The following is a 20,918-nucleotide window of genomic DNA, read 5'->3' as shown; positions in this document are numbered from 1 at the left end:
CTCTGATTATAAAGCTTCTCCATTAGTTGCAATAACTTCTTTATACCAGTAGAATGACTTTTTCTTTTTTCTTTCTAAAGTGCCACTTCCATCGTCATGTTTATCAACGTAAATATAACCATATCTCTTAGAGAATTCACCTGAAGAAGCACTAACTAAGTCAATACAGCCCCAGCTTGTATACCCAATTAATTGAACACCATCTTTAATAGCCTCACCAATTGCTTTAATATGACTACCTAGAAAATCAATTCGATAATCATCATTAATCGAGCCATCTTCTTCTACTTTATCATACGCACCTAAGCCATTTTCTACTACGAATAATGGAACTTGATAACGGTCATACAATCGATTTAAACTAATACGCAGGCCTTCTGGATCAATTTCCCAACCCCAATCGCTTGCACGTAAAAATGGATTTTTAACTCCACCAATTAAATTTCCTTGTGATTCTTCTAACTTCGTTTTATCTCTTTTTTCTGTTCTAGACATATAATAGCTAAATCCTATATAGTCAACAGTGCCTTCCTTTATTATATCGAGATCATTTTCATGCATATCTAAATCAATATTATGCTCCTCAAAATAACGTTGAATAAAAGCAGGATATTCTCCTCTCACTTGAACATCTGCACAGAAATAATTAAACAATCGTTCTTCTTGTAAAGCAAACATTACATTTTGCGGATTCGAATCATATGGATACACTGGTGCATATAAAATCATACAGCCTATTTGAGCGTCAGGAATAATTTTATGACATGCTTTCACTGCCATCGCACTTGCCACAAATTGATGATGATACGCTTGGAATGTTGCTTGGTATTTGTCTTCTTCCTTTTGAATGGAGAAGCCAAGTCCTTGAATCGGCATAATAAACCCACTATTAATTTCATTAAATGTCATCCAATATTTCACTTTATTTTGATATCTATTGAAAATAGCATTCACATATCTTTCGAAAAAAGTCACAACTTCACGACTTCTCCACCCACCATATTCCTTTACAAGAGTTAATGGCATTTCATAGTGAGAAATTGTAACAACGGGCTCTATACCATATTTATGCAATTCATCAAAAACACGATCATAGAAAGCTAATCCTTCTTCATTAGCTTCAAGCTCAGTTCCTGTTGGGAAAATTCTTGTCCAAGCAATTGACATACGAAAGACTTTAAAACCCATTTCTGCAAATAATGCAATATCTTCTTTATAGCGATGATAAAAGTCAATGGCTTCATGATTCGGATAGCTATATTTTTCACGATCAATTTCAAAATCGAAACCAGGCGTTTGCAAAATATCTAATCTCTCTTTTCCTCCTGGTAAAACATCCGCAATATTCAAGCCTTTATTACCTTCGAAGAACCCTCCTTCTATTTGATTAGCAGCAGTAGCACCTCCCCACAAAAAACCTTTTGGAAATGTATGTTTTTTCATCAGTAAGCCTCCTATAATTCAATAATCATTTAATTAGTATTTGTCTAGTTGTAAATATAATCCTTTTTTTGTTTATCAAAGAAAGAATTGGATATAGCCTATTTAATCGAAAAGTAGTATTCTCTTTCTCAAATAATTCAAGAACGTAGCTAAAAAGTAAAGCACCACAAATGAATAATAGCGATATAATGTATAACAGTAAACAAGCAAAGAGGATTAAGTGTGTAATAACGACTTTAGTTATTTGTTACAAATGTGTAACACTGTGTTTCAGTACTTGATTATGATAAAATTAGAATGGTTAATTTACTATTTTAATGGACAGTAAGGAGAATTTAACATAAATGTTTTCTAACGACATAATTGCTTCTTTTAATCATTTAGAAGCCTCTTTATACAACTATATTGTGCAAAATGGAGATAAAGTGCCTTACATGCGAATTCGTGAACTTGCAGATGAAACACATGTATCAACTGCAACCATTCTACGTTTTTGTAGAAAACTAAATTGTGAAGGTTTTTCGGAATTTAAGGTGAAGCTTAAAATTCATTTAAATGAGAATAAAAAAACGAAGATAAAGAGCTCTCAGCATTCTATGTTAGAGTTTTTTGAGCGCACTTTAAAAGGTGATATTGAAGAAAATATGAAACAAGCTGCAGATCTCATTGGAAAAGCAGAAAATGTTATTTTTATTGGGATAGGTAGCTCAGGCATTCTTGCTGAATATGGGGCGAGGTATTTTTCTAGCTTAGGTAAATTTTCATTGTATATTAAAGATCCTCATTTTCCGATTCATTCCAAAATGATGGTAAACAGTGTAACCATTGCACTGTCTGTCTCTGGAGAAACTAATTTTACAATTAATCATCTAAACCAACTAAAGCAAGAAGGAAGCAAAATAGTTAGTATTACAAACTCTAAACTATCGACAATAGCTAAAATATCAGATATTAACATTTCCTACTATGTATCAGAGGAATTTTTTGAAGAAGCAAATATTACAACACAAGTTCCTGTAGTGTATATTTTAGAAACAATGGCTCGTGAAATTTATAAATTGAATCAAGATTAAAACTGTTTTGTTTCTCATCACGAGCCGTTAGTGAAGTTTGAAGAATAAATGTTATTGTTATGTAAGGCATACATTTTTAGTTTTTTTTAAATAGAAGTAAACATTGTTTTTAAGAATGAATGTACGAACTATTATAGAAATTATAATTTTCTATATCAAAAGGTCATTTCACACTAGCAAATTGGTATGTCGTACCACCTTTTATATTAGTTTTCAGCTTAAACAATCCACCTGCATTTGGATACTTTTCAAGATCCTCCTCACTTGTACCAATCCTTGCTGTTGTAATATAAAGGTCGCTTAAATTGTCTCCACCAAAAACACAAGAAGTTACATTTGCAGCAGGAACTTTAATAAAATCTATGAGCTTACTTTTAGTAGGATCCCATCTTGAGACTCCATATCCACCCCATTGTGCGACCCATAACATCCCTTCTTGATCAATTGTCATACCATCAGGATGACCGTTTTCTTCAGAAAATGTAATGACAGCTTTTGGATTCGAAATGGTACCTGATGTATTGTCGAAATCATATCTAACAACCTGTTTAGTTGGTGTATCAATAAAATACATAAACCTATAATCAGGTGACCAAGCTATTCCATTAGAAATGGATAGATTGTCTAATTTTTTGCTGATATTATGTTGCTTATCTAGCATGTATAAAGATCCAGCGCCTTCTTTAGCATCAATGTCCATCGTTCCTGCCCAAAATCGGCCAGCAGGATCACATTTACCATCATTAAAACGGTTGTTCTGAAGATGTTCTTCAGGTTTATGTATTTCCTTCAAAATTTCGGTGAGAAAGTTATAGCTATACAAACCATCTTGTAACGCAAGAACAACTCCTCCATCTTGTTTAGGGGCTATCGCACCAACTAACTTATCTAGAAGTACTTCCTTGTTTTCGTTGGATACGGGATTGAATTGGTTTATCTTTTTCTGCAAAATATCTACCCAATATAGTAGTTTTTCTTTTTCATCCCAGCTAGGACCTTCACCTAGAGTAGATTTGCTATCAATCACTAACTCTATTGACAATTAACTCACCTATTTTCAATTTATTTTTTATATAAAAGTAATCACATTCATATTATAGTATATATTTTTACGGGAAATTGCGATTATTGTATAAAATAAAGATGTTTTGTGAAGAAAAAAGAGTATTTTTCACTTATAGCCACAATTTTGGTTATTTTTATGATGTTAATCATAAAAAAGGTAAGGTTAGGAGAATACATTTTTACTAGTTTAATCATTTATCAGCGATTCGGCAGATTTATCAGTGATTTTTCGAATTTATCGTCGATTATGAAGATTTATCAGCGATTTTCAGAATTTATCAGCGATTAGACAGCAAACGACAAAATACCTCAAGCACCCTATCACACTCTTGCATCATGTCATGTAGAAAAACAACAAAAAAAACACCTCTTCCAAACACAAAGGAAAAGGTGCTCCAACTATCATCCAAATCGACTTCTCGTCAACTTTGGAATATATAACGATAAAAAGAATGATCGTGATGCACTAAATAATACAAAGGCTAGCCAAAGTCCGATATTTTCATAAGGAGATAGTAGCCATAGTGCAAGAAGAAAGACGCCTAATGCCAAAACAATAGAATTTCTAACTGATTTTGCATCTGTTGCACCTGAGAAGATTCCTTCTAATTGTAAGCCCCAGTAGCCGACAAATGGGAAGATAATCATCCAAATTAATAGCTCGCTTGCTGTTTCTTTAACTACTGAAATTGTGGTGAATAAAGACACAACAATGTCTCCGAAGAAAAAGATTAGCAAAGATAAAAAGAATGCTGCGATAAAACCCCATTGTCCTGAAAGGAAATAGGCTTTTTTGTAAAGTTCTTGGTTTTTTCCTCCAATAGATCTACCTACTAAAATGCTTGATGCATTTGCAAAGCCACCGAAAAGATATGCCATTATATAATGGATTTGAAGAATAATAGCATTTGCTGCTAGTGTGACTTCACCCATACTAGCTCCTTTTGACGTAAAAATGCCTGTCATCGTGAGTAAGCAGACAGTACGGAGAAAAAAGTCTTTGTTTACATTTAACATTTTAAGCATAGGCTCAGATTCTATGATCGTTGAAAGCTTTAGCTGTGATAAAGTAACTTTATTTAACTTAAAAATGATATATGCTCCAAACAAGACAGCACTAATTTCTGCAATTAGCGTTGCATAAGCAACACCTGCAACACCCATATTGAATCCTAACACAAACACAAGATCCAGTATAATATTTAACACATTCATTACAATTTGAGTTGCTAATGATAACTTTACCTTCCCAAGGCCCATGAGCCAGCCGATCATCACATAGCTTAGGAGAATAAATGGTGCTCCCCAAATTCTTATAGAAAAATAAGTTGCTGCATAATTCGTTACTGCTTCACTTGCACCTATTACCTGTAGGGAAATTTTGAGAATTGGATATTGGAGGATTACGAAAAGTAAACCAACAATTACTGCTATAATCATAGGTCTTAATAATGACAATATTGTTTCTTTTTCATTATTTGCTCCTTGAGCTTGTGACGTAAATCCACTTGTACTCACTCGAAGGAAGCCTAACAACCAATACATTGTATTAAAAATAAGTGCTCCAATTGCAACTCCTCCAATTGAAGCTGGTTCTGGAATTCTTCCGACCACTGCTGTATCAACTGCACCAAGAATAGGAGTCGAAATACCAGAAATGATAAGTGGTATTGCCAGGTGTAGGTATTCCTTTTGGTATAAGGAAGGCTTTTTACTGATGTTTAAAGAAGAGGCTTCTACCTTCATTTTTTTCTCCCTTTTTCTAACGAATCTATTTAACTATTGAAATTTCTGAATTTAACACGAATAGGACCTCTCTAAGAAGAAAAGGTACCATTATATCTAGTTGCTTGGAGTTATAAAGAGCAACTAAGATGACTTAAATACCTTATTCTTCTTAAAAAACAACTTTTTCAAAATGAACTGTTTCAAATTCATCTTGTTCATCTAATACCATCGAAAACTCTTTTTTCTGCCAAAAAGAGTATCCTCCTGGCAGAAATTTTTGCGTATGTAAATACAACGTTTTATAGCCTGCTTCTTGACAATATTGTTCAATACTTGAAAAAAGTTCTGAACCAATTCCTGCTCTTCGTAAATTTTGATCAACATAACATTTAATAATTTCACATGTTGTTTCAAGCTCGTATCGACCCTTAATAGATGCGATTCGATCATCATATGGTCGAACACCGATCGTACCGACTACTTTTCCATTTTTAAAAGCAGCTAAAAGAGTTGTTTTTTCTTTTGTTAAATATAGCTCTTCCATTTCTGTAATATCTCTTTTAGATGCTTCACTTAGTGGAAACGGAAAGACAGCTCCCATCGTTTCTTCTAAAAACTGTCCAACTTGCTGGATTTCTTCTTTTTTCACTTTACGAATTTCCATATATTTTAACCCTCTCTTTTTCACCTACTCAATTGCTGCTGCTTTAATAAGTGCTTTTGTGTAAGAATGACGCTCCTCCTGATACAACTCTTCAAGCCTGAATGAATCAACGATATAACCGTTTTTTAAGACGATCATTTTTTCACATAAATATGTTACAGCTCTTATATCATGAGAAATAAAGAGAATGGTCATATTTGTTTTTTTCTGTAGCTCTTTTAGTAATTGTAGGATTTGTACTTGTACAGTTACATCTAGGCTTGCTGTAGGTTCATCACACACAAGTAACGATGGCTCTATACTTATCGCTCTAGCTATACTAACTCTTTGCTTTTGTCCACCACTAAGTTCTCCTGGATAGCGATCAGCCATTTCTTTTTCTAATCCAACCATTTCTAACAGCTCTTCGGCTACTTGTTTGCGTGAAATACCTTCTGTGATAAAGGAAGGAGTGATTTCCTTAAAATTATCAAGTGGCTCGATCAAGCTCTTCCAAATTGGTAATTTCGGATTTAGCGTACTTGTAGCATCTTGAAAAATCATTTGGATATCTTTACGATATTGACGAACTTGGGATCTTTTTTTTGGGGGGATTTTTTGGTTATTAAATAAAATTTTGCCCTCTTTATATGTTTCAAGTCCTAAAAGCATTCTAGCTAAAGTGCTTTTACCACTTCCACTTTCGCCAACAATTCCGACACATTCTCCTTCAGTTACATCAAAGGAAATCTGATTAAGTGCTTTTACACGTTTATCATAGCTTTTTGATAGTTCATCAATCGTTAATAAACTCATAGTGTTACAACTCTTTCTCTTTCATGTACAGTTAACTCGGTCTCATTTGGAAGAGAAAGTAAACACGAACATAGTTTTTTTGTATATGGATGCTTGTGATGACAGCGGATTTGTTCTGGTAAGCCTTCCTCAACAACTACACCTTGATGCATTACATACATTCTGTCTGTTCGTTTATAGGCTTGAGCTAGGTCATGGGTAATCATAAGAACTGCACAGCCTGTTTCTTGCCTCACTAAGTCAATATAATCTAATACCTTTTCCCCACTCATCACATCAAGTGCTGTTGTAACTTCATCACAAATAAGCAAAGAAGGCTTCAAAGCAAGTGTCATGGCTATTGCACATCTTTGTACCTGCCCGCCACTTAATTGAAATGGGTAGCTACGATAAGCACGCTCTGAATCTAACCCCATTTCCTCTAAAACTTCCAATGCCATAAACTTCGCTTCTTTATTCTTAATTGAGTAATGAGTAGAAATTGTTTCAATCATTTGCTTCCCAATACGAATAAAAGGAGTAAAGCTACCTCGGTAATCTTGAAAAATCATACCAATCTCTTTTCCTAGTAGCTTACGATGATCTTTAGCTGATAGTTTTAGCAGGTTTTTATCATTATACATAACCTTACTTTCTTGTAGTTGCATATTTGATGGGAGTAAATTCATGATCGTTTTTGCAGTTAAGCTTTTACCACTTCCACTTTCACCGATAAGTCCAACAATTTCTCCGCGATTCACATGTAAGCTTACATTTTCTAGTAAAGTTGTTACTTGACGATGATTTTTTACCGTGATATTGAGATCTTCAATTGATAGTAAATGATCACTCACATATATTCCCTCCCTTTACGAATATCAAAGTGATTTTTTAATCCGTCACCTAATAGATTGCATCCTAATACTGTAAGCATAATGGCAAGTCCAGGATAGATCATGAGAGAAGGAATTACTTGGAAGTAGGCTCTACCTTCGTTAAGCATTGCACCCCATTCAGGTATTGGAGGCTGTGCACCTAGTCCAATATATGATAAAGCAGAGATAAGTAAAATCACTTTACCAACATCAATTGCTGCCATGACAATAATATCAGGCATTACTTGTGGTAATAAGTGCATTCGGATTGTTTTGAACGTGCTAGAGTATGAAACCTTTGAAACTAACACATATTCTTTCTCTTTTTCAGCCAAAACCAGGCCTCGAACAACTCGCGCATATACAATCCAACGTACCAATATGATGGCAATAATGATATTTGTTAAACTTGGTCCCAATATTCCAGCAATTGCAATAGCTAAAATCACGTCTGGAAAAGAAAGGATTCCATCGATGATTCTCATAAAAATAGCATCAATTTTCCCACCAACATAACCTGAAACAAGTCCGATAGGAACACCTATTAAAACAGATAAGATAATAGCAAATAAACCTAACCCAACTGTTATCTTTGCTCCGTACACAATCCTAGAAAAAACATCTCTACCTAATTGATCTGTTCCAAACCAATGTGTTGATGAAGAAGCTTGTAATCTGTTTCCCATATCAATCTCAAAGGGATCATGAGTAGAAATCAGACTTCCTGCAAAAATGATAATTGCAATTATCATACATAGAAACAGTCCAATGATCAACGTTGGATTGCGAAATAAGCGGCTTGTCCTTTTAGTTAAAACAACCTCCATTACACTACCTCCTTTCCTTGTTTAATTTGTGGATTAATTAATAAATAAAGCAAATCAACAAGTAAATTTGTCATAACAACAAGAATACCAATAATCAAAATATAACCTTGTATAACAGGATAATCACGTTGTAATACTGCCTGGACAATTAAGTCTCCCATACCAGGCCATGAAAAAAGAATTTCTATAACCATAATCCCACCAAGTAAACTTCCAATACTTAATCCAAACATTGTGACTAAAGGAATCAAACTTCCTCTTAATGCATGAAAAAATAGCACTCTTTCCTTTCGTAATCCTCTTGCTTTTGCAGCTTCAATATACGGGCTTTGTAAGGTGGAAATTAGGCGTTCTCTTAATAATCGAATATAGATCGGAGCCATCGCTATTCCTAAGGTAACAGAAGGTAAAATATAATGTGCAAAAGAGCCCTTCCCCATAACGGGTAATAAATTTAATTGTAAAGAAAAGAAATAGATTAATAGTAAACCAAGCCAAAAACTTGGTATCGAAGCTCCAATCATTGCAATAAATCTACTTACATAATCTGGCCAACGATCTTCATAAACAGCACCTATGACTCCAAGTGGAATCGCAATGATAAACAACACAATCAATCCACCTATAGCTAAGGACACTGTTGCTGGTAGACGATCACTAATCATCTCGAAAACAGGTTTTTTGGAAATAACGGATTCTCCAAGGTCCAGTTGAGCAACATTTAAAAGCCAATTACTATATTGACTTAAAATTGGTTCATCAAAACCATATTCTTTCCTTAATTTCTCTTCATCAACTGTTGTTGAAGCAACATCATCAACTTTTAGAATCGCTCTAATTGGATCTCCTGGGGTGATTTTCATCAACAAAAATGTCACAAAAGAAAGGACCAACACCATGATAATCAACTGAATCAGCCTTGAACCGATAATCGATAAAACTCTCCGCATTATTTCCACCTGCCAAACTTTATATTAAAATCCAAGTTACTCATCATTCATAAAATCACAAAAGTGAAAGAGATTGTATCTACTGATACTCCCTCTTTCACTTGGTAACTATTCTACATCCATCTTATTTGTAATAAGATAATATTCTTCAGAGCCTGGTTTCCAATTCTTTACTCGATCATTCACTCCGACAATAACATGAGGATGAAGAATAAACGATTGTGGAACCTGTTCTTGGGCAATAGCAACAGCTTTCTTTTGTAATTCAATTCGTTCATTAAGATCTGCTGTACCATTTAGTTGTTTTGTTAGGTCATTTAATTCTGCGATGTTAATTTGTCCTGGGTTAAGAGCACCATCAGGTAAATAAGCTACGTTGAAGAAATATCCACCATCTCCTCTTGGTGCAGAAAGATTAGAATATGTCGCTAAATCCCACTCATTTTGTTGCTCCCATAAATAACTATCAATATTTTCTATTGTTACAATATTAATCTTTATACCAACCTTTGCTGCTTCTGCTTGGTAATATTGTGCAATTAGAGGTAATTCTGGTCTACCTTGGTAAGTTGCTAATGTTAATTCCAGCACTTTACCATCTTTTTCTAATAAATCATCGGCATTTTTTTCATAACCTGATTCTTTTAGTAAGGCTTCCGCTTTTGCTTGATCATGAGCTACAGGCTGTTCCTTACTTGCAAAAGCAAATTCTTGATTAAAAGGTCCATTTGCAGCTGTTGCATAGCCATTCATAATCTCATTTACTGCAACCTCACGATTAACTAATAAATCTAAAGCCTTTCGAACATTTACATCTTGTAAAGCAGGCTTAGCATTATTATATAACATAAAATGAACTCGTAAGCTTGGAACAGACTCAACACGAAGCTGATCACTTGCTTCAATCGGATCTAGCGTTTCTGGAGGAAGATGATAAGCAATATCTGCTTCTCCTGATTGGAGTGCTAGTGCACGAACATTTCCATCAGAATTAAACTTAACTGTCACATTTTCTAGCTTTGCAGCTCCGTCCCAATAATCATTGTATCTTTCAAGCTTAAATTCTGATTCAGGTGTGAATTCAGTTACTAAAAATGGCCCTGTTGCAATCGGCTTACTGTCAATATTCTCTTCATCAACTTTTACGATTGACGCATTTGTATGAACAAGTTCAGATAAAAATGCAGGATATACTTCTGTAGTAACAAATGTAACATCCTGTCCATCTGCATTAATGGATTCAATTTTTAAGCTTGATCCAATCGTCTCATTCACTTTTAGTAATCTTTCAAAAGAAGCTTTCACGGCTTGAGCATCAACTGCTGTTCCATCATGAAAGGTTACACCATCTCTAATTTTAAAAGTCCATGTTTTCTCATCGTTTTGCACCCAAGACTCCGCTAGCCATGGTTGAATTTCTAAGTTTTCATCAATTTTTACTAGTGTCTCTGCTATTCCAGCACGAACACCCATCCAATCCTGATGAGGATCAATTGTTTTAGAAGAAAAGCTGAATAGTAGTGTTAAAGATTTGTCATTTAGCTCTGATGAAGCATTTTCACCAGTACCACTTTTACTAACATTACTATCAGAATTTGTACAACCAGCAGCAATCGCTAGTAACATTACAACAAGTATGTATAAAGAAAGATGTTTTTTCATTTTAGATATTTTCACTCCTACATTTCTCAGTATTTTGATAAAGCTGGTTGTTGTTTTTCAGAACTCTCTGATTTGCGTTTAAGCATCGTCAGTATAATGGAAGCACCGATAATCAGTATTCCACAAACCTTTTACCAAAAGATAAAGCACTACATCACATAAAAAAAATTCCTATGTATCTCACAACTTCAACAAGGTATGTATAACCGATTTTCTATTAAAATCTATTATAATTTATAATAATAAATAGGCACTCCTTTTTAGGTGATCGAAATTAAAACGTAATCGTTATGATTTGCACTAGATTACTATATATAAAAATATAGCATTCGTCAATACCAAATCGTAACCTTTTCGATTATTAGGTATAAAGTAGCAAATTATGTAAGCTGAAGTTCTGAAAAAGCAATAAAAAATACACATGAACTGATAGATTCATGAGTTTTAAAACTATTTAGTAAAAAGCAAATGAATCAATTCTTTTCATTGTGCTTAAACGTCTCTTTTTCCAACTTCTTTATCTCTAAGTCAATTTTTTTATGTTCTAATTCTAGTTCTTTTTCTTTCAAATTATATTTTTTCTTATTTTCATAACCATAATAAAGTAAGGACATGCCAACAATAACAGTAATATAAAACCATAAATCCAATGCTTTCACCTCATTTTTCATAGTAGATTTTAAGAAGAAGAAACAAAATACCAATTCTCCGCCATTTTTACTATTTCTTTAAAATCTCCTCCAAATGAATTTTCATGTGGTTTACGGTTATGTGGGGAATATATAAAGCCGGAAAAATTACCCAATATCCCTCTTAAAGTGTAGAAAAACACTAAAGTCTCACCATTAGTTTCTTCAATGATGATATCGCCTCCCCCTTTAGATAATTGGTCATACTCCCTTGGCAGATGAATAACCGACGTGTTATAGGTCACATTAGGTTGTAACGTACCATTTTGAATTTTTGATATCACTTCTGTTCTTTCTTTAAAATGATTTGAAAAGTTAAGCTGTAATACAATAGTATTAAATGGTATGAAAATTACGATGGTAACTGTTGTAATTTGAATTAATAGTGGTGACCATTTTCTTTTTTTAAATAAACTAATTAATGAGAACGCAATAACAACAAAAAAGAAACCGATTACTAATAACCAAAGAAACGGCAGTATAAATGGAGTTAAAAGATCAACCAAGGTCCATTGAAAAAACAGGAGCAAAATTAAGGAAGAGCTACTTACTATAGCTAAAGGTGTACTATATTTCACATGTATTCCTCCGGTCCTTCTTTTATTAGTAATAAAAAACATACCTGAAGTCAATTTTTACTCTTGCTGATAATCCGTCAACTTTTTCATTAATCCTACAACTCTAATGGGAAAGCGATCATTCGACCCTTTTCGTGACGAAAAAATACACATTCTACGACAGCTAAATTGTGTCACATATCCTTCTTACCTAAATGATCCCTAATATCACTCAACTTTTCATCTATGTCATCTAGCTTCTTCTTCAAGTTATAAAAATAATGGGCAATTCTTGAAATTAAATAAATAAAACCAAAGAAGAAAGCGAGAGCTAATAAAATCACTTCCATTTATTTGTATCTCCCTTCTTCCTAAATTAAAAAGTAGTATGTTTCAGCTTACTTGTGATATATATCACTCAATCATAATCAATCTTTTCACGAATATAATCTGCATCATCTTTGTTTATACTAAAATAGTCAATTTCCTTCCAAGTTTCGCCAGAGCGAATTCCGATTGTTGCTCCTTCTTTTGTAAACCATATCTTTGAATCAATTAAATTTGTAAATTGCTTTGGACTTCTTATTGAAAGATAAACGTCTGGTTTACCCATATCCTCTTCTATTATTATTTTACTTTTGTTACTATAAATCACTGTGAAATTATCTATAGCTGACTGGTCTTCATTATCTTTAATAATTTTTGTAAAGTCTATTTGGATGTTCTTGATTTTCATAACCAATCGTGATTTCCCTTGTTGTTTCAGAGGATGTGATTTTCCCTGTATAATATCCTCCTAGAAAAATCACCAAGATTATTGTAGCGTACAAAAGTATTCTTATATTAGTAGATTTCAAGATCTCCCTCCTTTGTTTACTATGGATTTCTAGTTTAAATTCCATAGGTAATCTTACTTTAACCAGTGTTGTGGAGTAGTTAAGCCTGCTGGTAATTTTGTCGTTGAATCACCATTTGCAGAATTGATTTGGGCTTGTGTTAGAAAAATACTTCCACGAAGGTTTGCGCCTTTTAAATTAGCATCTCTTAAATCCGCACCGATGAGATCTGTCATTACCATATCAGCTTCTCTAAGATCTGCCGCAATTAGCAAAGCTCCTCTTAAATTACTTCCTTTAAGGTTCGCTCCTTTTAGCTTTGCTCCAATAAGGTCACTGCTTCTATTGATCAATTTCTGTTTATTATCGTATGTAAATCTTGAACGGACTAGTTCACTTGTTTGAAGTAATAAGTTATTAACCATGTTTCGGTGTATTGGTAGATCTAGTGCTAGAATTAATTCACTATCTAAATGTGTTAAAGCTTCTGTTTTATCAAAAGCCATTTTTAGTTCATGATAAATTGATTTGGTCTCTTCCCTATGAAGAGCTTCATGTAAATAAAGAAGCATTTCATGTAATTGCTGCATAATTGGAAAAACAGCAAACATTTCATTAGTAGTATCTGGATAACTTCGCCAATCTTTTCCTTTAAAGGTTATTTGAGAAACCTTCTGACCAGCACCAAAGCACTCATATACCGTACAGCCTTTGTAGCCATTTTTTCTAAGTTTAGTATGTATGCTACAACGAAAATTCGATTGTAAATGACTACATGGTATGCCAGCATCTTTATTTATAGCAAAATCTGTTGATTTCGCATATGGTAATGCCACACAGCATAAACTAAAGCATTTTTCACAGTTTGCTCTTAAATTATTTTGAATATCATCTATTGTTTGTGTTTGGTTAGACAATATTAACACTTCCTTTTTTAATAGGTGCTGATTTAATATGAATATTTCATATATTACCATATATATCCACATTCCGTATATGGAATTTTGATTTAAAGTATCTTTGATAAAGCTATTATTTATCAGTACTTTTCTACGCTGATCTAAAATATTTATTAAAAAAATGCTTGGTTCATTTCAATAGAAAAAACCCTAACCTTTATTTCGTAATCTAAGGTTAGGGTTTTAAAATAGTACCATGGTAAATATGTTTAGTGTAGTTATCATATCTGAAGAATTGCTACTATATAATAATAGATCTACCAATTAACAGAGCCTTCAGAAATACCTTCTGTTTCATATGTGATTCCATATCCATCCTTCACTGTAACAAGAAGCTTAACATCGCCTATTTCTTTGCCGACCTTCTCTTTAAGATCAATGAAAGTATCATAATTTATACTTTCATTATAAGAATCTGATATATAATGAAGATTTTCTTGTTCTTTTAATAAATCCCATTGCTTTATACTTTTACCATCAAAAAATAACTGAGCTTTAGCACTTTTTATTTTCAACTTATCATTTTTTTTAAATTCGAAAAATTCATTCTTAAAGGTATTTTGAATGTAGATATTAATATCCATCTGGCCTTCACCAGCTTGGTGAACAAATGCGTCTGTTGTTATTCGTTGATTCAAATGTTCTTTAAAAGGCAGTTCTAATAAACTTTCAGATCTTTGCCCTGAACTTGAAGTGGCCACTACCTGTGTTTCATAATTACTATCAAGGTGAAAAGAGGTTTCAATCTTATAATTTAGCCCATTAGCTTGAGTAGGTTGTAGCTCAGTCCAATTTTTCTCCGTTTTTTCACCGTACAGTAACGTAACTTTTTCACCTTCAGCTAATTCTCTTAAATTCCAATCAATTACAACATCAATTAGATTTCCTTCAATATCTACAGATTTTATATGATAATCTTTCTTTTGAATCCACAGCTGATTTTGTACGAATTCTGTAAGTTTCAAATCTATTTGAGAAGAAATATCTTGAACTGAATAATTTACATTCGATAGTTCATTTTGCATAGAATCAACTATTTGCAGCCGTTCTTCTAGTTGACTTATTTTGTTGTAGCTTAGTATGTTATAAATAAGAAGAATTCCGATAATAGTAAATAAAATCTTGTCTTTTTTATTTTTCAAGAAATCCCTCCTTATTTTTAATAATCAGGTAAAATCTAATTTCCATTTGGGCTAAATCCTTTTTTTGAAATCATTAGTTCAACTTCAGAATTCTGTAGTTCTTCCTGCAACATCTTAAGCACTACTTTATAAGCGGATGGATTGTACCACTTCTCTAATCCCATTTGTTCGTAAATTTTATAAACTCCGAGTTTGTCAGTTCTTTTCCCTCCACTTCCATCACCCATCCAAAAATCATCTATCGTTACTCGCTTAGCAATGTGTTTTAATTTTTGAGGAAAATCTCTTGAACAAGGAAGCAATGGTGCAATTGTTGCTTGTGTCATAATACCTGCATCTGTAATTTCTTTTAAAGCAGCTATTCTTGCAGGAATAGGTGGCGCAGTTGGTGAAAAAGCCTTTCTCACCTCTTCTTTATCTGTTTCGATTGTCATAGAAATTCTTATTTTATCCCCGAACTTCTTGAATAAATCAATGTCTCGCTTTACTAATGGAGACCTTGTTTGAACATGAATGAAATCAGGCTGTGCCTCTAGCATGACTTCTAATAAACTTCTTGTTAACTTAGTTTTTACTTCAATTGGTTGATACGGATCTGTAGAAGAGGACATAAAAATCATTACAGGTCCTTTTCTCTTAGCTTTAAGCATATCCTTTTTCAAAAGCTCTGCCGCATTACCCTTGATATCAATCCATGTTCCCCATTCTTGTTCACGAAATAAGGATACAGGAAGCTGTCTTACATAACAGTATTTACACCCGAAAACACAACCAACATAAGGATTTAAAGAATGGGTAAAATCATCTATTGCACCTTTTGCAGGAGTTAAAATACTTTTTGAGACAATATCTTTAAGCTGTATTTTCATGTAGATTACCTCGTTTTCTATTACACTTGCTAGTAATTAATAACTACTTCTTTTTTTGTGTCCAAATTCTACGCGCATGATCAACAATCATTTCATTGATGTTGCACTTGGTATAATCATTATAATTATCACCATATTGATACTCATCAATCACATCACTAATTTCCTGCCAATTCATCTGTTCCTCAAATAACTCATGTTGAATTGTAAACGTGTAGATCTCTTTCACAATTGATATGACATTACTATCTGGCAATAACAATTGTGATTGAAGCTGATTAATATGATAATCAAAGCATTCTTCTTTACTAGGTTCATTTTTTTGCAATGCTTTCATAACACCCGCAAACATCTCTTCGATTTCAAATATATTTAATGGTTTCTTTATACTCATACTCGCTAACTTTTTCACTTCAATTATATCACTATCTATATTGTTGTAAGCCCAATCTACATAATCTGATGCTCTCACAACACGTGTATATTTTTTGAAGTATAATTCTAAAAGATCTATATAAAACACCCCAATTTAAAGATTAGTTCACTAATATTTATAGATAAGTGAACTGTCTACTTTACAGCTAAGTATAATCTATTGTGAATCAATTTGTTTTAAAGGTGAAATAATCCCAAAATCATAATTAATTTATATTTATGAATTAAAAACTATAAGTCACTTAATAAAGTGACTACACCGTTTGAAGCATTTACCCCATATTGACAATCAAATTTGCCACATAAAACATATTGCTTTTGCTCAAAATCATATACATAGTAAGGCTTTAATTCAAACAATTGCTTCATTTTTTCATACGCTTCTTCTTTTGTAAAGGTTATTTTATCAGGAGCTTGAAATGAATCAAACATCTCCAGCATTGGTTTATTATCAATGAAATTTACCGCTTGAAGGCTCTGTGGATGAATCATGATCATCAGTTTTCTTTGGAAAATTCGATTGTCCTGGTCGTTTCTTTTTCTTAATATAGTGGATATGCTTCTCCCCCTTTTTGTTGAAATGACTGAGACTGATAATTAAACTTTTGGTAAGAAAACATTAGCAGCATATACGAGTATTAGCAATATTGTAAGTAAAACGAATTCCTTGAGCATGTTTTCTATTGTAGCTTTTCAAATACTAAAGCTGTAACGAAAAAGGTTAATGGAAGTAAGTAAAACAAGTTCATTTTCTTAGTGAAAACTATGAATGTTAAAAGAATAAACATACATTAATTATCTATATTTCTTTTACTCTTGTTTTACTCTTTTTTCAAACATAAACCTCCATATAAAGAAAACAGTATAGTAATATATATACAATACCAATTTTTGTTAACTGTTGATAGTAACTGTATAGAAAAAGGAGAAATATAGAATTAGAAACATTGTTCCTTTTAAACTATATTTGATGATGATATTATGGTTTTTAAAATTGGATAATAGGTTGAAGTAGGTTAATCGCTGACTAAAGTAATGGTGGATTTTTAGGGTTTAATTATAGATTAAATGAATAATGAGTATTCCATTTACAATATGTAAGTTCTGTTTCATCACTTTTACATTTGTGGCAGGATAATTCCTGCCACCCTCACTTAAATCAGCTTTGTTTCATAATTTTGTAATTTTTATGATTAACAACTGTTTTTAATGGTTCGTCTTTTTCTTTTGATCGACCATATTGAACCATTACAGAATTATCTCTTATGCCTGTTACTACACCTTCATGAGATATATCATCCCGTTTAAAGGAAATTACATCGCCAATTTTTGCAATGTCCATCCCATCACCTCGCCATTTAGATTGTCCCAAAATAGCACGATACATACTATTTTGCTACTTCATATTTGTAATATTACCTTCTTTTTCAGAAAATAATATAGAAACTGACTTTATTTTAAATTAAGCTTTGCTTTTGCAAATTTAATACGTTTTTAGCTTCAGCTCAATGTCCTCTTCTGCCCTGCTTTTGAACCAATTTCAGTCTTATAGAAATCTTATTCTGCTAAATATTCATTCAACGTTTTTCATCTCTTTAAATGATCATGATATAATTAAAAGAGTATTCAGTTATTATTAGTTGGAGCTGTAATTTCTTGAATATATCAATAGTTAACAACCCAGTTAGAAATTCACTTTGAAAGGGGGCTTCTTAATATTATGAAAAGAAAGCTTGTTATCACACAAAATCTTAACGAACACTTATTACATAAAGTTAATAACATTCTTCCAGATTGGACCATTATTACTGGAAGTGATCCTTCAAAATGGGAACCACATATAAAAGATGCGGAGATAATCGCAGGCTGGAAAAAACAGATGGAGGAAACCATTTTAAATGAAGATATCAACTTGAAATGGCTTCAAACCTGGAGTGCTGGTGTAAATAAGGTTCCCTTAGATTATTTTCGTGAAAAAAAGATCCATCTTACATCTGCGAACGGTGTTCACGGGTATCCTATTTCTGAAACGATCTTCGCATATATGTTATCATTCACAAGAAAACTTCATACATACGTTCGTCAGCAAATACAACAAACTTGGCATCACGCTAATATGAATCAAGAGCTTCATGAAAAAACTGTGGGAATCATTGGTGTTGGCCATATTGGAAGAGAAACTGCTAAAATTGCTAAAGCGTTTGGGATGAGAGTTTTAGGAATTAGAAACTCTGGTGGGCAGGAAGAATTTGTTGATGAAATGCACACTTCTTTTGATTTACATAAGGTTCTTCCAAAGTGTGATTTTGTAATTGTTACATTGCCTTTAACACCTGAAACTAAAGGTTTATTTGGAAAAGCGGAATTCGAACTAATGAAGTCTTCCTCTATCTTTGTTAATATTGGACGTGGAGCAATTGTAAAAGAAACTGATCTAATTGAAGCACTTGAATCAAAACAAATTGCCGGAGCTGGTTTAGATGTTTTTGAAATCGAGCCTCTTCCTAAGGAAAGCCCATTATGGAAGATGGAAAATGTCATTATCACGCCTCATACATCCGGTAGTACAGAATATTACAACCAAAGAGTTATAGAAAATATCTTTATTCCTAACCTCCATGATTATCTTAATGGGAAAAAACCATCTGTAAACCTACTCAATTTTGATAAGGGATATTGATATTAAAAAAGGAAACTAAATACTAATATGGTTTCCTTTTTTTATGAGTCTATTTAGTAAGAAATACTTTTCCAATAACAGTTTCTTTGTCTAAATCAATAAAAACTTGAAGTTTATCTGCATTTTCGAGATTATTAAATGTAACAGAGTACACTTGTTCTTTGTTATAATCCTTGTGAAATAATAACCTGTTCTTTTCATCAACATTTATTTTTTCTACTGTTGAATCCTTTGGACTGACAGGAATGGAATTCTGTTCTTCCTTTGTAAGGCTATTAAAGGCAATCATCTCAATTGGTAGAGATGATTTAGATTCATAACTCATACAGCCAGTTAACATCATGTTTAGTAGAAACAGTAACGGCAAAACGGAAAACTTTGTCATATAATCCCTCCTAGCCTCATATTAGACGGTTTTGTATGAACTGAAGTTTCACATTTATACAAAAATTTGTGGATTTTATATGACAAGCTTAAATTATCCTTTTTCACTATAAAGGATCGCTACTTTTCTAAACACAAAACGATTAACAACCTTCAACGTTATTAAACTTAACTTAAGCCAAATCCAGCTATACAAGATGGAAAAAGCAAATATATAAAGCAATATTTTACTATCAAAATTTGTCGTAACAGCTGGCCCAAGAATAGGAAATTGAATAACATAAAGCAAGCATGTAATACCTAAGGTCAAGCAAAAGCTAGAAAACACAGTAATCAAAACCGAATTTCGGAGAATTTTCAAACCAATTCCTAATGAAAGTCCAAGTAAGCCAGTTGTAAATGGAAAAATCAGCAACTCACTTGGTTGGGTGATTGCTAACAAAAAGATCGTAAGCATATAAGTCAGAAATCCAATCTTCAACGATATAACTGATGCAACAACAATCGGTAGAGTTGCTAATATACTTAATACATAGCCAATACCTACAAATATACCTGCCGACTGGAAAATACAAGCAAGAGAAGCTAATACTGCTCCTAAAATTAATTTTGTTGTGCCTGTATACATATTGCTTTTCATGGATTTAATTTCATCTCGATCGTCTAACAAGCTTTTTACCCACTCCATTGCTTCACCACCCCCTTTTAATAAATGCTATTTTGCTCCTTTTTAGACCATGAATTAATACTTTTAGATACTTTCTTTATAAAGAATTGATATTGGAGCCATTTCTAGCATGTATTCTTGTAATAACAGCTGGTGCATTGTTTTATCGTGTGCCACCTTAAACGTTAAAAGAACAATTTCTTTTATTCCAAGTGAAAGACCCAATTGCTCAGCAACAGCGAAAGCACCCATAGCTTGTTGATTTAATAAGAGCAGATGATGTAATTCTCGCCAGGATCCAACTGCACCAGCAAGTGTTTCTTGAAAGATCATTAATCCTTTTTCGATAGTTGCTGAGCTAATTGCTAATATTTTATCTTTTTTCTCATCAGCTGATCTATTAATAACTTGAAAAAGCTGTTCAGCCGTTTTTGTATGTTGTTCTGTAGAAGAAGACATTCTCACTAAAGCTTCCCTAATATGAGGCTCTTTTATTTTAGCTATCGACTGTTTTAATTGGGATTCAAAAGCCATTTGTGTTGTTAAAACATGTTCAAACCAACGTTCAACTTCATTTAATTGTTTATTTATTGTCTTGTCATCAATTTCGATTAATAATACTTCATTCATGAATTCCAC

General features: G+C 32.9%; 24 protein-coding genes. 2 read left to right on the top strand and 22 right to left on the bottom strand.

Features of this window, described 5'->3' with window-relative positions:
- Positions 1-6 precede the first annotated feature (6 nt).
- Entirely contained in the window at positions 7-1,443 is a 1,437-nt protein-coding gene (locus JOC75_RS04215) for a glycoside hydrolase family 1 protein (protein WP_204952844.1), read from the bottom strand.
- Between the two features lie 344 nt (positions 1,444-1,787).
- On the opposite strand from JOC75_RS04215, the gene JOC75_RS04210 reads away from it, so the two are divergent.
- On the top strand, positions 1,788-2,516 hold the full coding sequence (locus JOC75_RS04210; protein ID WP_204952843.1) for a MurR/RpiR family transcriptional regulator: 729 nt from the start codon (positions 1,788-1,790) through the stop codon (positions 2,514-2,516).
- A gap of 163 nt (positions 2,517-2,679) precedes the next feature.
- On the opposite strand, the gene JOC75_RS04205 is transcribed toward JOC75_RS04210, so the two are convergent.
- The 18 genes from JOC75_RS04205 to JOC75_RS04120 form a co-directional block, all read right to left on the bottom strand.
- Positions 2,680-3,558 (bottom strand): SMP-30/gluconolactonase/LRE family protein, encoded by an 879-nt coding sequence (locus JOC75_RS04205; RefSeq protein WP_204952842.1) that lies wholly within the window; start codon positions 3,556-3,558, stop codon positions 2,680-2,682.
- 425 nt (positions 3,559-3,983) lie between these two features.
- Positions 3,984-5,327, bottom strand: coding sequence for an MATE family efflux transporter (locus JOC75_RS04200; protein WP_204952841.1), 1,344 nt, complete (start codon positions 5,325-5,327; stop codon positions 3,984-3,986).
- Positions 5,328-5,478: 151 nt separating this feature from the next.
- Positions 5,479-5,973: a GNAT family N-acetyltransferase gene (locus tag JOC75_RS04195; protein WP_204952840.1), complete on the bottom strand. Its 495-nt coding sequence runs from the start codon at positions 5,971-5,973 to the stop codon at positions 5,479-5,481.
- A 24-nt stretch (positions 5,974-5,997) separates the two neighbouring features.
- Positions 5,998-6,768 (bottom strand): ABC transporter ATP-binding protein, encoded by a 771-nt coding sequence (locus tag JOC75_RS04190; RefSeq protein ID WP_204952839.1) that lies wholly within the window; start codon positions 6,766-6,768, stop codon positions 5,998-6,000.
- Positions 6,765-7,601 carry an ATP-binding cassette domain-containing protein gene (locus JOC75_RS04185; protein ID WP_204952838.1) on the bottom strand — a complete coding sequence of 279 codons (837 nt, stop codon included), beginning with the start codon at positions 7,599-7,601 and terminating at the stop codon, positions 6,765-6,767. Before JOC75_RS04185 ends, JOC75_RS04190 begins: the two co-directional genes overlap by 4 nt.
- Positions 7,598-8,449 (bottom strand): nickel transporter permease, encoded by an 852-nt coding sequence (gene nikC, locus JOC75_RS04180; protein WP_204952837.1) that lies wholly within the window; start codon positions 8,447-8,449, stop codon positions 7,598-7,600. The genes JOC75_RS04185 and nikC overlap by 4 nt, the downstream gene beginning before the upstream one ends.
- Positions 8,449-9,399 (bottom strand): nickel ABC transporter permease, encoded by a 951-nt coding sequence (gene nikB / locus JOC75_RS04175; protein WP_204952836.1) that lies wholly within the window; start codon positions 9,397-9,399, stop codon positions 8,449-8,451. The genes nikC and nikB overlap by 1 nt, the downstream gene beginning before the upstream one ends.
- 108 nt (positions 9,400-9,507) lie before the next feature.
- On the bottom strand, positions 9,508-11,061 hold the full coding sequence (nikA, locus tag JOC75_RS04170) for a nickel ABC transporter substrate-binding protein (RefSeq protein ID WP_204952835.1): 1,554 nt from the start codon (positions 11,059-11,061) through the stop codon (positions 9,508-9,510).
- Between the two features lie 473 nt (positions 11,062-11,534).
- On the bottom strand, positions 11,535-11,711 hold the full coding sequence (locus JOC75_RS04165) for a hypothetical protein (protein WP_168714502.1): 177 nt from the start codon (positions 11,709-11,711) through the stop codon (positions 11,535-11,537).
- Positions 11,712-11,740: 29 nt separating this feature from the next.
- Positions 11,741-12,328: a hypothetical protein gene (locus JOC75_RS04160; RefSeq protein WP_204952834.1), complete on the bottom strand. Its 588-nt coding sequence runs from the start codon at positions 12,326-12,328 to the stop codon at positions 11,741-11,743.
- Positions 12,329-12,501: 173 nt separating this feature from the next.
- Positions 12,502-12,657 (bottom strand): hypothetical protein, encoded by a 156-nt coding sequence (locus JOC75_RS04155; RefSeq protein WP_204952833.1) that lies wholly within the window; start codon positions 12,655-12,657, stop codon positions 12,502-12,504.
- A gap of 68 nt (positions 12,658-12,725) precedes the next feature.
- Positions 12,726-13,049, bottom strand: coding sequence for a hypothetical protein (locus JOC75_RS04150; protein WP_204952832.1), 324 nt, complete (start codon positions 13,047-13,049; stop codon positions 12,726-12,728).
- Between the two features lie 168 nt (positions 13,050-13,217).
- Positions 13,218-14,060 carry a pentapeptide repeat-containing protein gene (locus JOC75_RS04145; protein ID WP_239589274.1) on the bottom strand — a complete coding sequence of 281 codons (843 nt, stop codon included), beginning with the start codon at positions 14,058-14,060 and terminating at the stop codon, positions 13,218-13,220.
- A 299-nt stretch (positions 14,061-14,359) separates the two neighbouring features.
- Positions 14,360-15,244, bottom strand: coding sequence for a hypothetical protein (locus tag JOC75_RS04140; RefSeq protein WP_204952830.1), 885 nt, complete (start codon positions 15,242-15,244; stop codon positions 14,360-14,362).
- Positions 15,245-15,279: 35 nt separating this feature from the next.
- Entirely contained in the window at positions 15,280-16,113 is an 834-nt protein-coding gene (locus tag JOC75_RS04135) for an SPL family radical SAM protein (protein ID WP_204952829.1), read from the bottom strand.
- Positions 16,114-16,156: 43 nt separating this feature from the next.
- Positions 16,157-16,507 carry a hypothetical protein gene (locus JOC75_RS04130; protein ID WP_204952828.1) on the bottom strand — a complete coding sequence of 117 codons (351 nt, stop codon included), beginning with the start codon at positions 16,505-16,507 and terminating at the stop codon, positions 16,157-16,159.
- A 272-nt stretch (positions 16,508-16,779) separates the two neighbouring features.
- Entirely contained in the window at positions 16,780-17,046 is a 267-nt protein-coding gene (locus JOC75_RS04125) for a hypothetical protein (RefSeq protein WP_204952827.1), read from the bottom strand.
- A gap of 661 nt (positions 17,047-17,707) precedes the next feature.
- Positions 17,708-17,935, bottom strand: a complete 228-nt coding sequence (locus tag JOC75_RS04120; RefSeq protein ID WP_239589273.1) for a DUF2187 family protein — start codon at positions 17,933-17,935, stop codon at positions 17,708-17,710.
- 330 nt (positions 17,936-18,265) lie between these two features.
- Here JOC75_RS04120 and JOC75_RS04115 point away from each other — a divergent pair, with 330 nt between their 5' ends.
- Positions 18,266-19,228: an NAD(P)-dependent oxidoreductase gene (locus tag JOC75_RS04115; protein ID WP_204953499.1), complete on the top strand. Its 963-nt coding sequence runs from the start codon at positions 18,266-18,268 to the stop codon at positions 19,226-19,228.
- A gap of 49 nt (positions 19,229-19,277) precedes the next feature.
- On the opposite strand, the gene JOC75_RS04110 is transcribed toward JOC75_RS04115, so the two are convergent.
- From JOC75_RS04110 to JOC75_RS04100, 3 genes are all read right to left on the bottom strand, one after another.
- Positions 19,278-19,613, bottom strand: coding sequence for a hypothetical protein (locus tag JOC75_RS04110; RefSeq protein WP_204952826.1), 336 nt, complete (start codon positions 19,611-19,613; stop codon positions 19,278-19,280).
- A gap of 93 nt (positions 19,614-19,706) precedes the next feature.
- Positions 19,707-20,300, bottom strand: a complete 594-nt coding sequence (locus JOC75_RS04105; RefSeq protein ID WP_204952825.1) for a hypothetical protein — start codon at positions 20,298-20,300, stop codon at positions 19,707-19,709.
- A gap of 63 nt (positions 20,301-20,363) precedes the next feature.
- Positions 20,364-20,909 carry a hypothetical protein gene (locus JOC75_RS04100; protein ID WP_204952824.1) on the bottom strand — a complete coding sequence of 182 codons (546 nt, stop codon included), beginning with the start codon at positions 20,907-20,909 and terminating at the stop codon, positions 20,364-20,366.
- Positions 20,910-20,918 lie beyond the last annotated feature (9 nt).

Source organism: Metabacillus crassostreae (genome assembly GCF_016908395.1).
In the GTDB taxonomy this organism is placed as follows: Bacteria; Bacillota; Bacilli; order Bacillales; family Bacillaceae; genus Metabacillus; species Metabacillus crassostreae.
Note: the sequence above shows the minus strand (reverse complement) of the source record. Positions and strands in the feature narration are given on the sequence as shown.

Bases quoted from the DNA above. Each gene is read 5' to 3' on its own strand.
- JOC75_RS04120 (WP_239589273.1), bottom strand. From the start codon at position 17,935: ATGTATCGTGCTATTTTGGGACAATCTAAATGGCGAGGTGATGGGATG.
- JOC75_RS04125 (WP_204952827.1), bottom strand. From the start codon at position 17,046: ATGATCATGATTCATCCACAGAGCCTTCAAGCGGTAAATTTCATTGAT.
- nikC (WP_204952837.1), bottom strand. From the start codon at position 8,449: ATGGAGGTTGTTTTAACTAAAAGGACAAGCCGCTTATTTCGCAATCCA.
- JOC75_RS04190 (WP_204952839.1), bottom strand. From the start codon at position 6,768: ATGAGTTTATTAACGATTGATGAACTATCAAAAAGCTATGATAAACGT.
- JOC75_RS04135 (WP_204952829.1), bottom strand. From the start codon at position 16,113: ATGAAAATACAGCTTAAAGATATTGTCTCAAAAAGTATTTTAACTCCT.
- JOC75_RS04195 (WP_204952840.1), bottom strand. From the start codon at position 5,973: ATGGAAATTCGTAAAGTGAAAAAAGAAGAAATCCAGCAAGTTGGACAG.
- JOC75_RS04130 (WP_204952828.1), bottom strand. From the start codon at position 16,507: ATGAGTATAAAGAAACCATTAAATATATTTGAAATCGAAGAGATGTTT.
- nikA (WP_204952835.1), bottom strand. From the start codon at position 11,061: ATGAAAAAACATCTTTCTTTATACATACTTGTTGTAATGTTACTAGCG.
- JOC75_RS04200 (WP_204952841.1), bottom strand. From the start codon at position 5,327: ATGAAGGTAGAAGCCTCTTCTTTAAACATCAGTAAAAAGCCTTCCTTA.
- JOC75_RS04110 (WP_204952826.1), bottom strand. From the start codon at position 19,613: ATGACAAAGTTTTCCGTTTTGCCGTTACTGTTTCTACTAAACATGATG.
- JOC75_RS04215 (WP_204952844.1), bottom strand. From the start codon at position 1,443: ATGAAAAAACATACATTTCCAAAAGGTTTTTTGTGGGGAGGTGCTACT.
- JOC75_RS04105 (WP_204952825.1), bottom strand. From the start codon at position 20,300: ATGGAGTGGGTAAAAAGCTTGTTAGACGATCGAGATGAAATTAAATCC.
- JOC75_RS04210 (WP_204952843.1), top strand. From the start codon at position 1,788: ATGTTTTCTAACGACATAATTGCTTCTTTTAATCATTTAGAAGCCTCT.
- nikB (WP_204952836.1), bottom strand. From the start codon at position 9,399: ATGCGGAGAGTTTTATCGATTATCGGTTCAAGGCTGATTCAGTTGATT.
- JOC75_RS04155 (WP_204952833.1), bottom strand. From the start codon at position 12,657: ATGGAAGTGATTTTATTAGCTCTCGCTTTCTTCTTTGGTTTTATTTAT.
- JOC75_RS04100 (WP_204952824.1), bottom strand. From the start codon at position 20,909: ATGAATGAAGTATTATTAATCGAAATTGATGACAAGACAATAAATAAA.